Annotated in this window: 8 protein-coding genes and 1 riboswitch; of the genes, 4 read left to right on the top strand and 4 right to left on the bottom strand. The window is 48.0% G+C overall.

Annotated features, from left to right (window positions below):
- Positions 1-2853, top strand: a 2853-nt coding sequence (locus ACKX2L_RS07200; RefSeq protein WP_497552959.1) for a SpaA isopeptide-forming pilin-related protein, incomplete at its 5' end; no start/stop codon positions are given.
- A 379-nt stretch (positions 2854-3232) separates the two neighbouring features.
- Positions 3233-8089: an EAL domain-containing protein gene (locus ACKX2L_RS07195; protein WP_497552958.1), complete on the top strand. Its 4857-nt coding sequence runs from the start codon at positions 3233-3235 to the stop codon at positions 8087-8089.
- A gap of 9 nt (positions 8090-8098) precedes the next feature.
- On the opposite strand, the gene ACKX2L_RS07190 is transcribed toward ACKX2L_RS07195, so the two are convergent.
- From ACKX2L_RS07190 to ACKX2L_RS07175, 4 genes are all read right to left on the bottom strand, one after another.
- Complete coding sequence (locus ACKX2L_RS07190; RefSeq protein WP_497552957.1) at positions 8099-8371, bottom strand: hypothetical protein; 273 nt, start codon at positions 8369-8371, stop codon at positions 8099-8101.
- A gap of 5 nt (positions 8372-8376) precedes the next feature.
- The gene (locus ACKX2L_RS07185; RefSeq protein WP_497552956.1) at positions 8377-8913 is read right to left on the bottom strand and encodes a folate family ECF transporter S component; all 537 of its coding nucleotides are present in this window, start codon (positions 8911-8913) and stop codon (positions 8377-8379) included.
- A gap of 84 nt (positions 8914-8997) precedes the next feature.
- Positions 8998-9094: riboswitch (THF riboswitch) on the bottom strand.
- A 184-nt stretch (positions 9095-9278) separates the two neighbouring features.
- Positions 9279-10079 carry a hypothetical protein gene (locus tag ACKX2L_RS07180; RefSeq protein ID WP_497552955.1) on the bottom strand — a complete coding sequence of 267 codons (801 nt, stop codon included), beginning with the start codon at positions 10077-10079 and terminating at the stop codon, positions 9279-9281.
- A gap of 104 nt (positions 10080-10183) precedes the next feature.
- Positions 10184-11557, bottom strand: coding sequence for an MATE family efflux transporter (locus ACKX2L_RS07175; RefSeq protein ID WP_497552954.1), 1374 nt, complete (start codon positions 11555-11557; stop codon positions 10184-10186).
- 165 nt (positions 11558-11722) lie between these two features.
- Between ACKX2L_RS07175 and ACKX2L_RS07170 the strand changes: the two genes are divergently transcribed.
- Positions 11723-12376 (top strand): sce7726 family protein, encoded by a 654-nt coding sequence (locus ACKX2L_RS07170; protein ID WP_497552953.1) that lies wholly within the window; start codon positions 11723-11725, stop codon positions 12374-12376.
- Between the two features lie 394 nt (positions 12377-12770).
- Positions 12771-13844, top strand: a complete 1074-nt coding sequence (locus ACKX2L_RS07165; protein WP_497552952.1) for a ribokinase — start codon at positions 12771-12773, stop codon at positions 13842-13844.
- The last annotated feature ends 73 nt before the right edge of the window (positions 13845-13917 follow it).

The following is a 13917-nucleotide window of genomic DNA, read 5'->3' as shown; positions in this document are numbered from 1 at the left end:
ACAGAGTCTGATCCAAAAACCGGAGACTTCCAGTTTAAAGCGATTCCGTACACGAAAAAGTACACGAAAGATGGACAGATAGACGATACCGGAGATCACACCTATCAGCTGACAGAGATCAACACGCCAGCCGGCTATACCGACCAGACGAAGACGCAGATCCTGAAGGTCAAGGTAGATGATCAAGGCGATGGAACGCTTACGGTCAGCAAAGTAGAGAACAATGAGTCAACGGCGTTGAAAGCTACCAATAAGAATAGGTATACCTATGACTTCGGTAACTATGTGAACACTTACACCGCCTCCCCCGTCGCTCTCCGTCTCTCCGGAACGAAGATTCTTTCCGGCGCAGACATGACTCTGTTTGCCGGGTTCTTCCGTTTCGAACTTCTTGATTCGAAGACGAAGACTCTGGATACGGCGAAAAATGATGCAAGCGGTCGGTTTACATTTGCACCGATCGAATATGATAAGGAAGGTGATTATACTTATATCATCCGCGAGAGGAATGGCGGTAAGACCATTGATGGCATTCAATATGATGGATCTGCTTATCAGGTTACAGTTAAGGTGACTGATGATGGTAAGGGCCAGCTCATTGCGAATACTTCTCTTCAGAAGATGGACAGCAAGAACAAGGTAACTTCTGACAAGCCGGAAAGCATCACTTTCCAGAACCAGAAGCTTACGAAGATCACGGTTACAAAGAAGTGGAATGACAATAGCAATCAGGAAGGTTTGAGACCGAAGAGTATTACGCTTGAACTCTTAAAGAATTGCGAAGTTGTAAGAACAACAGAACTTAGTGGAGTTGGAGACACTTGGACTTATACCTTTGAAAATCTGGAACCGGGCAAATATACCGTACATGAGATTTGTGACAGCCCTTATTATGAAGTCGATCACAATGATCAGACCGCTGATACTACAGTAACTTCCGGAGTCAACGAAACGACCGGCGAAACTGCAGTTACCCTGACCAATACCTTTGGCCGGAAAGTGGATGTCACAGCGTATAAGGATCTGACCGGAGCCAAGCTTCTGGATGGAGAGTTCCGATTCAGGCTCCATCGAAACAGTAATATCGACAGCAGCAAGGATCTGGAAGCTGTCAACAATGCGGATGGAACCATCAATTTCTCGGATGTCGATTATGATGCACAGGGTTATACCGTATATGAGCTGAGAGATTCGTCTCTTACCGACATCAGTTTTGATGAAAAGAATTCGGTTGATCCGGCGAGTGTGAATGCGATTGACTTCACGAAGACCGGTATCCATTTCAATGCAGATGGAGAGCCGACGGACGAAACGAATTACACGATTCGAAACCAGTATCGTCCGATCGTCCTTCGCGTTCAGAAACGGTCCAAGTCCGCGCCATATGATCCTCTGGTCAATGCCGTTTACGGTCTCTATCAGGTCAATCAGGATGGCAATGACCTTCTGGTTGAGTCCGAACTTTCGGATGCCAACGGATATATGTACTATGGTCGAATCGAACCGGGTGTCGTTTACTATTTCAAGGAGATCAGCGCTCCGGCCGGCCACGAGGTTGATCCTTATCCGGGACAGCATTTCATGGTGAAGTATGTCGGCGATGGCAAGATTGCCGTATACGACGAGACCGGAAAGAATAAGCTTGATTACGGTGATATTACAGAGAGTAAGGAGGAGAAAGATAAACCAAATCGTACCATCCAGGTAGATTCGGAAAAGACGGATCTTGACAGTATTACAGCCAATGCCAACGAAGAGAAGTACAGCTACAGCGGTAATGGTATTAAGGCTGTTGCAACTGCAGCAAAGGGCCTTCTGCCGGAAGGAACGAAACTTGTAGTTACGAAGGTAGATCCGAAAAAGCAAGTTTCTTCCTATCAGTCACCGACTGGCATCCAGACGCAGAATCTTAATGATATGCTGGAAGACAATGTGGGCGACTTCACCGGACTGGCTTACTACGACATCAGCTTTGTGAAGGATGGCAAGGAAGTTGAGCCGACCGGCGATGTTCATGTGACTTTGGAACCGGATCAGGGACTGGATCTTAAGGGCGCTGACCCGAGTGATCTGAAGATCATCCACATTGTGGAAAGCGGTGAACCTGAGGATCTGACAAGAACCATAAGTCTGGTCAATGGATCGGTTGCAACGGATGGTAAGTCTGTTCTGCAGACCAGCCTGACATCTGACAGCTTCTCCATCTACGCACTGGTGGATCCGAAGGATTCTACACTGAAGGGTAACTACCTGCTGACCGCAGCCGGTGTAGGAGACTTTACAGCGAAACTCAAGGTAGCAAAGGTGGATAGCAGCGGAAACTTCATTCCGAATGCTACGCTCTGTGTTTACAAGTTCGATGCCACAAAGAAGGATGGTCTCGGTGAGAAGGTTCTGGAATGGACTTCTGCCGATGGCGTTCAAGACTGGCAGAGAAAGATCGATGTAGATAAACCTTATGTCCTGGTTGAGACCAATGCACCGAAGGGCTATAAGATCGCTGATAATATCTACTTCAGTATCGGTAAGTACAACAGTGCACTGACCTGCTACGCTTACGATGCCAAGACCGGCAAGCTGACGGAAAGCGATGAGCTGACACAGAAGAATACCAATGGCAGCGAGCTCATCATGGTGGATGATCCGATCATGGTAACCACCAATTACAAGACCAAGGTAATTCCGAATCACAAGAGCCGGACAGAGGACAAGGTGCTTTATGTACCCGGATCGCCGAAGACCGGTGAGATTCCGGTATCTATGCCGATTGCATTGCCTCTGGCTTCGATGCTTGCATTGATCCTGATCCTTTCCGGATATTTCGTCAGAAAGAAGAAAAAAGCTGAAAAGTAAGCTGATGTGAAAATTCCCCGCCAACCGGCGGGGAATTTTTTAGCATTTCGCAACAAATTTTTCGCAACAAATTTGGGAGGCTCTGAAAACATTGGAAAAAACTTTGCAATAAAAAACCGAGGCATTCAGCCTCGGTTGAATATACGGGGAGTGTGGCGAGATTCACATCTCGCCACGGAGTTATGAAAAATTATATTAGCCTGTCAGCTAGTACATTTTCTTTATATCATGGCTTGTATAGACATGCAAGCTTTTTTTGTGGATTTTATAAAAAGTTTAGAATTGAAATGAAATTGAATCAAGCTGTCTATTTCATTCAAAGGGAAATGCCGATATAATAGGTATAAATTGTAGTTTCATTGGATCCATGGGGGTCGTTATGTCTGTTGATTTCAATTGCATCACCATTCAGGCCGTGCAGAAGGCCATTCACAGGGCTGTTCAGGAACAGAAGCCGGAGAGAGCCATACGAAGGCTGCTGGAGACCTTGGGGGAAAGCCTGCAGGCCAGTAACATTATTCTATTCAAGATCGCGAATCATAAGGAGGAACTGACCTATGAATGGAAGTCCACCGGCAGTTCTTCTCTCCGACATGATATCCGGGAGCTTTTTAATGAAAACGGTTTGGTGGATTGGACCAACAGCCTGTATGAGAATCAGAAGATCCTGATCCGGGATATAGCAGAGATTAAAGGGGAGGAAGAGAGCCTGATCACTAGTTTTGAGGCTCTTGGGATCTCTCGATTTGCGATTCTTCCGATTTTTCGAAACAAGACATTCGGTGGAGTTCTTGGAATTGTAAATCCCATTCCGCAGACACTGGAACAAAATGAGATCGCATTTGATATTATTTCTGATTTTCTATCTCAGCTTCTGGAACGACGTGAGTATCAGAAGAGGGAGAATCGTCTGTCCAAGGAAGATCCGGTCACGGGAGTCCAGACCATGGACTTTCTCATCCGCCAGATGGAGAGGAGAAGAATTGCAAAACTCTCCACCGGCGGCCCTCTTCGCTTCAAAGCCATCGTTTATTGCAATATTGTTCAATTTACGAACTTCAATGACATTTTCGGTTATGAGGAGGGGAATAAATGCCTGAAAGCCATTGCGGATACTTTAAAAAGCGTCTTTCACAGTGATAAGATCGCCCGTTACGGTGCGGATCGATTTATTCTCTTTGCGGAAGATCCGAATGTGATCGAGCAGGTCCGTACGGCCCATGATCTTATCTATAATATGGTTTCCGAGCATTCTCTCTGGCTGGAGGCCGGCATCTATTATATCAATCCTTCTCTGGAGGATACGGTCTCGACGATGACGGATTATGCGAAGACGGCATGTAATGAGATTAAAAACCACGGGGCAGATATCTATAATATCTACACGGAAAAACTAAACCGGGAATTGATCATTCATAAATATGTCCAGGATCATATCGATGAGGCCATCCATAATCACTACATCAATGTCTTCCTACAGCCGGTCGTTCGGACCCTGACCGGGGAACTATGCAACGCTGAGGCTCTGTCCCGCTGGCTGGATCCGGTCTATGGAGAGATCGCGCCGGCGGTCTTCATCCCTGCCTTAGAGGAAAAGAATCTCTCCTGGAAACTGGATCGTTATGTCATGGAGGTTCTGGCAGGCCTGGTCCGTGAACTTCGGGAGAGGAAGATCAATTTCGTCCCCATCTCCATCAATCTGTCACGGAAGGATTTTGATCTCTGGAACCCCTTTGAGACTCTGGAAGATCTGATCAGGGAAAATGATATTCCCCGTTCTTCCTTTTGTATCGAGATCACGGAATCGACTGTCATGTCGGATCCGGCCCGTTTCCACCGGGAGATCGACAACTTCCATCGGGCCGGCTATGAGGTCTGGATGGATGATTTCGGTTCCGGTTACTCATCCCTCAATACCTTAAAAGACTTCGATTTCGATGAGCTGAAAATCGATATGCTCTTCGTCAGAAATTTAAACCAAAAGGCACGTGACCTGCTGATCCATATTGTGGACATGGCGAAGGATCTCGGCATCCGGACTCTGTGTGAGGGTGTGGAAAATCAGGAGCAGTTTGACTTCTTACGAGAGATTGGCTGTGAGAAGATCCAGGGCTACTATTTTGGCAAGCCCCAGCACTGCGAGATCGTAACGTCGGATGCTTTCTTAGAGAAACTTCCGGCGGAGAGTAAAGAAGAGATGTATCTCTATAATCATTGCCGTGGTCTGCATTTTAACCGGGAGATCCCCTTCGGTATGGCCTTATTTGACGGGGTCAGAGTCCGGATCAGCTATGTCAACCAGATGGGACAAAGCTTTATCAAAGAAGAGGGAGATGACGGGATCGATGTCCTGGAGCAGCATGTGAATGATCCGGGGAATGCCTTTCATGAGAAGTTTTTTGCTCTGATGAATCAGCCCATGGATGAGGGATCTGCCCGATCTCTCTACTTTACCAGGCAGTATCATTATTTTCGTCTGCAGGTCACCCTGGTCGGACGGATCCATGACAAGAAATTATTTGCGGTCTACATCACGGACCAGACTCAGGAGGAGCTGCGGAATGATTCGGTGATCTCAGATGACAGTCTGCGTATGATTTTCAATGCTTTCTACTGGATCTACAAGGTGGATTATACAGATGATCGGATAACGCCTCTGGCTTCCATTACAAAGGATGAGGTTCTTGGCCAGGAGGTTTTGCTCGATCCCCAGGAAAGGCTTGCTACGATCTACTGGAAAGACCAGGAGCGCTATTCCCATCTTCTGGATCCGGACTATGTCAGGAAGGAACTGGAGCGGTCTGATCACGGGAGTTTTACGGAGATCTTCCGGAGGAGTGTCGGCGAGACCGGCTATCGCTGGATCGCAACGACGGTGATCCGGATCCCGGTGCAGGACAAGCTGGTTTGCCTTATTCTGTCCAAGCCGTCTGCTTATTCGGATCCTGTCAAGGCAAGGTTTCTGGCGGAGACCATTCTGTCCGGCAATCATGTGGACCAGACGGACCGGCTTCCCGGCAGCAAGGATATAGGGGAAGATGAACTCATGGATGCACTTCTGGCAGCGCCCTCTGTTAAGCTTAGCTGGAAGGACAGGAATCGGCGTTTCGTCGGGGTATCCCGCGGCTTTCTGCAATTTAACGGTCTGACTTCCGCCGAGAGTCTGATTGGTAAAAGAGATGAAGAGATCAACTGGAGCATGGATTTCTCTGCCTCGAAAAGGGAAGAAGAGGAAGTCCTGAAAGGGCATGCAATGCCCTTTGTTTTCGCTCAGCGTATTGTCGATGGGAAATTATATCCTTATCTCTATTCGAAGCTTCCAATCTTCCGTGACGGCAAGGTGACAGGACTCCTCTGTATCATTCTTTCGGATCTGGATCTTACGTCCAGAGAGAGGGAACCCTTAGATCTTGCCAAGAATTCAGAGCTTATGATTTCCTGGATCAGGACAAATGCCGATTTTGAGAAAAATTACCGGGATTCCAGCGAAAACTATACGATGGCGGTGATTGTAGCGAATCATTATTGGCTTCTTTATCGGTCGCTGGGTGGACAGGCTGCGGATCAAATGATGGAAAATGCCGAACGGATCTTACGAAGAGAGCTTGGACGGGATAATATTTTGATCCGGCTGACGAATGACAAATTTATCCTGCTTTCCAAGAAATCGACGCAGGTTTTGTCGGAAGAATTGCAGGGCACTTTGGCAGCATTCTCGGAAGAAGAGAGTGATCAGAAATTGATGGCAGCACTTTCCTATGGACTCGCATCGAGAAATGAGGTCAATTCTTCAGATGCACTTTATTCTCTGGTATGCCAGAGGGCGGAAGGACTCTTGCAGAGGAAGACAGAGATCCCTTTAAATGATAGGGATTATCTGGATATCGCTACAGATATCACAACGCCCTATATTTATTTCCGGGCGATTCTGAATGACAATATGGACCAGATCGTCGATATGCAGATTCTTTTTGCGAATGATGCCTATGGCAGGATGGTGAATAGGAGGCCGGACCAGCTGATTGGCCGGAGCTATTTCGAGGCAGTTCCGAAAGCGGATCCGACTTGGCTTACCTATTTTTATCAGGCTGCCGTGCTGAGAAAGGAAGTCAGGGATTGCATCTGTTCTACGGATTTGTCGAAAACTTACGTCTTCCATATGTCGCCGGGCAGAATGCCGCTCTGCTGCAGCTGGAATGGTTTCGAACTCTCGGAGGAAGAGCAGGATAACGATCTGGCGAAGAGAAACTGGGCAACGGATGATCGTATTATACGAATCGCCCGCCTGATCAATCAGAATACGGAATATGAGGAACTGATTCCGCAGATTCTTCAGGAGATTGGCTTTATGCTGAATGCGGATCGGGTACAACTGATCGATTTCAGCGCAGAGCAGGGAGAGATCCAGGAGAGCATGAATCGCTTTGAGTGGTGTCGGGAGGGTGTTTCCGGTACAGAAGATACGAATAAGAACAGGCTTCGGGAGATCTGTATGGCGGCGACCAGGCTGACGGCACAAAATCCGAACGGGATCAGTTATCAAAGTCTGAAGCCGGAAAGGAATCTCCGGGAACTCGTTCAGTACTTCGATCGGTACAGTCTGGATCACCTCTACTGCCTGCCAATCGTGGATCATAACAAAATCATCGGATACCTGGCGGTGCAGAATTACTCACTTGCCGGGGATATCAATCTGCAGAAATTCATGCAGATGACGGCGGTCTTCCTTTCAAAGAAGCTGACCAATCATTATATTATGGGCAGGCTGGATTTCCTGAGTTATCACGACCGCCTGACAGGGGCTTTGAACAGCCATGCCTATTATGAACGTCTGGCGGAACTGCAGAAGGGGAATGAGAGCATTGGTGTCATTTTTGTCGATATGAATGGCCTGAAATGGCTGAATGATCATGTCGGCCATGAGAGTGGTGACAGTCGCTTGCAGGAGGTCGCTGATCTTCTGATTCGCCTCTATCATAAGGAAAATGTATACCGTATCGGGGGTGATGAATTCCTGGTCCTGCTTTCGGATGTGGATGAAAATGAATTTCGTATCCAGGTGTCCCGCTTAGGGGATTATATGTCAGAAGACACAACGACGCACACCAGTCTTGCTGTTGGCTGTTCCTGGAGCCGGGATGCCAAGAGCCTCCGGGAAGTGGTTCATCTGGCAGATAAGGATATGTATGCGAATAAGGCGAAGTACTATGCAAGCCACGACCGGAGGAGAAGGTAGGCAGGCCGGTCAACAAATCGTCTGTCCATTGAAAGAAATATGGGTAAGCGCAGTTTTTCCATCCCGCCGGATCCCGGTGAGAATGATCTCAGCTTTCCGGTCTTCAGACCGGTAAGTCTCGGAGCTTTCTTCTCCTTCGTGACTTTTTAAAAGGCCTCGGAAATCCTTGAAAATGGCCGGCAGGAGAACTCCTGCCGCCTTTTTTCCCTGGCTGATGCCGTAGACTCCCATAATTCTTCCCGTTAAGAGCCGTTCTGCTTCTTTGAATGAGATTGTTGTCATATTTTTTAAGCCTTCTTTCCGCTGGGAATCCCGATATTCTTCTGGAGATGAAAGGTCTCCAGGGTTTTTAGAAGGAGATAGATCATTGCAGTATTGACCGGGAGCAAAATGCATTCGCTTACCAGTCTGGCAGATACGATTGCCCAGAAACCATTGCCATAGAGAATAGAGAGCCAAAGAGGATTCAGAAGAAAGCTGATGAAGACGGTATTCAAAAGCTTACTGAAGAAGGCCCGCCAGATCGTGATTTTTTTCCCCTTTAAAACAAGGCCGTAGAGGATTCCGGAAAGCATGCTGCTGAGGGTGAAGCCCGGGAAAAAGGCCCCGGTCGGCTTTACGAGATAACCGCCGACATCGGAAAGGATACCGATGATTCCGGCTACAAAGGGTCCGAAAAGCTGGCCTGCCAGGGCGATCGGCAGAAAGGAAAACCGAATCTCAATGATGTTCGAGACCGGCACCTTAAAGAAGCCGAGGACAATGGCCAAGGCCGTCAGCATTGCGCTGGTTGTCAGGATCTGTACGTTTTTTAATTTAGACATAAGAAAACCTCCTTTGCAGTTCCTTTGGACTACATCGGAGGTTTGAGATTCATAAAAAAAGGACGAATCAAAAGTCCCGGATGTAGCAGCGGGATGCGACATCAAAACCGCGGATCTATCCTTCGTCCCAATGACAACTCCCTGTTCATCAGGCACTTTACGCTTTGATATCTACTCTGCATTTGTCTCTGGGTGCTTGCACCCTGTTTTTAGATTACGCCTACATGATACGTTATCCTTTCTGTCTATGCAATTGAATTTTTTTCAAGTTGACAGAAGGACCATAAAGAAGGATAAGCCACGTCATTTTAACGGTATGCGACGTCAGGGTCTGTGTTTACGTTTCAGGCAAAGCGATAAGAACATCAGAATACCACAGGCTCGGTACTCCCATGTACCATGAACTTCATTTTGGGATTGGCCTTGGACATGGCAAGAACCCCATCCGCATAAACCGGGAAGGGCTCGTCTCCTTCAAAGCCATTTTCCATAATGTATCTTGCGGCCGCTTCCATGGTCGGGAAGATCTCGAGGACCCGGTCGCCATTGGGAAGCTGTCCGGTCCGATAGTAGAGGCGGTCATTTTCCGCCGGAATCCGGGCCGTAAATCCCGGCATGACGGACCCATACAGGTTTCGTTTCAGATGAAGATGCAGGTCATGGCGGATCGCCTTCAAATCATGCAAACTGTAGTGAGATTGGTTTGGAAGCATATCGCTATTTGCCGCCGGAGTCTTTTCCAAGGTCTCCACCAGATCCGAAACACTGCAGTAGGCATCCGTCAATGCCATCATTCGGATATTCTTCAAGCGAAGCAGCGAACTCTTGGCAAAACGTACTGTCTGGCCGTATTTGCTGGCGATCCCCTTCGATGCATAGGAATAGAGATCGTAATCGCTGATCGTGTCAAAAAGGTTTACATTTTCTAAGAAATGTGCCTGTTTCCCGGCCTTGTTGTCCATGGTCAGGCTGGCCCAGGCGGCATTTGGGAAGTTCCCGTGCAGCCGGATGGCTGTGATGGAAATATAGCCCAGTCTGCTGTTTCCCTCACAGCAGGCCTTGAGCGGCAGAGCCGGAGGGTTGACAAGGTTGTAGCCCCGGATGATGCCTTCGAGTTCCGTGATATCGCCCAAGGGGTGTGTTTCTATGACGGTGAAATAAAACATGTTTTTTCCTTTCTTATGGATGGCCCTGGTCTTCTGCAAATCTTCTGTAAATTTTCTGCAAATCAGAGAGGATTTTGCAATCTGACAATGCTTTTTTTTTATTATTAGTCCGTCCAGCTCTGCATTTTCCGAAAGATTTTCGGCTGGCGGATTATGTAATAGAGGATGACAACGGCTGCGGTCAGGAAATAGCTGATCGGATAGCAATAGAGGATGGCCGTAAGTGAGCCGTTTCTTGTAATAACAAGGAGCCAGATAGCCCGGAAGGCACAGATGCCGACCAGGTTGGCAAGGGTGGAAAAGAGGACATCATTTTCCGCCCGGAGCACGGAGGACAGGATCTCAATAAAGCAGAATACCCAGTAATAGGGAGCGACCGATTTTGCCATGATCTGTCCGATCCGGATGACGTCCGGACTGGAGTCGAAGAAGCGGATGAGATAGGGGGAGGTATGAACGACGAGGAAACCGGCAATGATGGAACAAATGAGTTCGATCACAAGGACTTGTCGGCAGGCTCTTCGGATCCGATCGGATTTTCTTGCTCCGTAATTCTGTCCGACGAAGGTGGTGATCGATATGCTGAAGGCCTGATTGATCAGCCACCAGATGACATCGATCCGGCCATAGGCGGTCCAGGCCGCGACGGCGTTGACGCCAAATCCATTGATGGACGCCTGAAGGATCATATTGGAAATCGTGAACATGGAGGAAGCGATGGCGGTTGGAAAGCCGATGCGAAGGATCCGGATCATGATGCCATAGTGAAAGCGGATGCGGCGAAATTCAAGCTTCATGCCAGGCGTCTTCCTGGCAAGGATAAAGGATACGGCGCAGGCGGAGAAGGCCTGGGAGATCACGGTTGCGATTGCAGCGCCGAGAACGCCCATGGAGAAGACGGCAACAAAAAGAAGGTCCAAAACAATGTTGACAAGGCTTGCCAGGATCAAAATATAGAGCGGCCGCCTGGAGTCTCCGATGGCTCGAAGAATGCCGGTTCCCATGTTATAGATCAGGGTGAAGATCAGGCCGGCCATAAGGATTCGAACGTATGTGGCGGAGTCTCCCATCAGAGCCTTTGGGGTCTTCAGAAGATGGAGAAGAGGGTTTGAAAGAAGGATGCCGACAGTTCCAAGCACAATGCCGCCGACGATCGAAAAGGCATAGGCAGTATGCAGAGTGATATCGACATTCTTCTCATCTTCTGCTCCGAAATATTGGGCCAGGATCACGCTGGCTCCGGAGGAAAGTCCGGTAAAGAAGGTGAAGATAAAGTTTACGATCTGGCCGGAGGATCCGCCTACGGATGCCAGGGCTTCGGACCCTGCAAATTGACCGACGACAAGTGCATCGACAGTATTGTATAATTGCTGGAAGATGGCTCCGATCAGGATCGGTACAAAGAAGAAGAGGATCCCTTTCCAGATGGAACCGGTAGTAAGTGCGCTTGTATTGGTTTTGCTTGTAGTATGTTTCATAAGATCTATAGAGATTTCGTATTGTATTTACTTCTTGTATTTACTTCTTGTATTAACTTCGAATAATTGAAATTCAAGTTGCAATGCGGTGGACAGTTGCATACTTTATAGTATCTCTGAATCAGTCATTTCCGCAAGGGAAAGCAGAAAGAATAGGTTTTTTTTATGATACACGATAAGGACATGCGGGAACCGCTTTTCTTCTATTTAGAGGAAAAGCTGGGAAAGTGCAGAATTTTTGAAGAGAAAGTCATCGGCAAGGCCCGGGCAGATCTGATGCTGGTCTTACCGGAGGAGATCTGGGGCCTGGAGATCAAAAGCGACGCAGACAACTACAGCCGGCTTTCGGACCAGGTGACCGAATACGATCGATATTTTGACCGAAACCTTGTTGTTGTCGGATCCAGACATGCAAGCCATATCGCGGAGCATGTGCCGGATTACTGGGGCATCCTCTCGGTGGAATATCTGCCGGAGGAAGAGCAATTTGATTTCTACCTCCTGCGCCAACCCAAAGAGAATCCTCATCGGACCATGAAACGGAAGATGAGTCTGCTTTGGCGGCCGGAGCTGGCCCACATCCAGGCCATCCATGGTATGCCGGCCTTAAAAAACTTAAGTAAACTCCATGTCAGGAATCGAATTATCGAAGAGATCCCCCAGGAGATCCTGCAGATCGATATCAGTAATGAACTGTTCGAACGCGACTATTCCTCCATTCAGGAGGAGATCAATTGTTTCCGTACGGAAAACGGAAGGAAACCACGACAGAAGCGGCCTGTCAAGAAGCGGAAATATAGACCAAAGTTTAAAAACTAAGAAAAAATTCACAAAGCCTTAAGGGATTGAACACAATTTGAACACAGAATTTTTTTATATTGAAAAAGTCGAAAGGAAATAAAACCTTTCAAATTTTCATAATCCTCCCCCATACAAACCGATGCAGCGATGCATCGGTTTTTTCTTGAAGGTAGTCTTTGTTCATTGAAAGCATTTCTGCAACTGCTTGCCGTTTTTCCCACGCCTCGCCAGGGCTATTTGAAGGGTGTTATAGAGAAAAGACCGACAGGCCGGCGGGGAAGGATTTGAAGAATCCGTATGGTGAGCTTATAATAATATTAAGTATATAGAGATTCTGGATGATATAGCAAAATGCGAATGAAATGATGGGAATCGATGCGGCTGCCTGACAGGACAGAAAGAGGGAAAAACAATGAAGATCTTAAATTTTGGCTCTTTAAATATCGACTATGTCTATCAGGTGGACCACATGGTAAAGCGCGGGGAGACGCTTTCGTCCGGCGGTCGAGCTGTTTTCACCGGCGGCAAAGGTCTGAATCAGTCCATCGCCTTAGCCCGGGCCGGCCTTCCGGTTTGGCATGCGGGAAATGTAGGCCGTGACGGAGATCTCCTCTTAAAGGAGTTAAAGGATTCCGGCGTAGATACCTCTCTGGTTCGCGTTCTTTCGGATCAGCCGAGCGGTCATACCGTGATTCAGAATGATAAGGAGGGAGATAACTGTATCCTCCTCTATGGCGGCGCAAATCAGGCTGTTACGGAGGAAGAAGTGGATGCTGTTCTGTCTCACTTTTCAGCCGGAGACTGGCTGGTTTTGCAGAATGAGATCAATGAACTGCCCTATATCATAAGAAGGGCAAAAGACAAGGGAATGAGGATCGTCTTAAATCCTTCGCCCATGAATGAGAAAATCCTGGATTTGCCCCTGGAGGATATCGAACTTTTCTTCATTAATGAAATTGAAGCCGTGCAGTTGATCCAGGGGTTGGAGGAGAAAACCGAGCAGAAAGTCACGAGAAGGAAGACGGACATGGATCGGTATTTCTCTGAAACCGATGGTCCCGACTGGAAGAAAATCCGTCTGGCGCTTCTGGACCTTCTGCCCAAAGGTCATTTTGTCTTGACCATGGGCTCCTTCGGAGCGGTCTATTTTTCCAAAGAAGAAGCTCTCTATCAGCCGGCGGAGAAAGTCAAAGCAGTGGATACGACTGCGGCGGGCGATACATTCACCGGTTATTTCCTGGCAGGGATATTAGGTGCTGGGGAGAAGAGGACCATCGACAAAGACAACATAGTGGCAAGGGAGACTTCGAGAGAGACATCCAAGGACTGGAATTCTTCTGAAGAATCGATGGACCAAGATGTCTATGCTCCAGACCGCATTCAAAACAGCCTGGCCCTGGCCAGTCACGCGGCTGCTATCGCAGTTACCAGGCATGGTGCGGCGCCGTCGATCCCCAGTCTAAAAGAAGTGGAAACCGGGATTTAAGGGTGTCTTGATTGCAGTATGGTGGAAAGAGAAAGCCTCGACTTTCAATGCAGAGCATGAAGTCGGAGTAGTT

The organism is Porcibacter vitabionis, assembly GCF_046263795.1.
Lineage (GTDB): Bacteria > Bacillota > Clostridia > Lachnospirales > Lachnospiraceae > Lachnocurva.
Note: the sequence above shows the minus strand (reverse complement) of the source record. Positions and strands in the feature narration are given on the sequence as shown.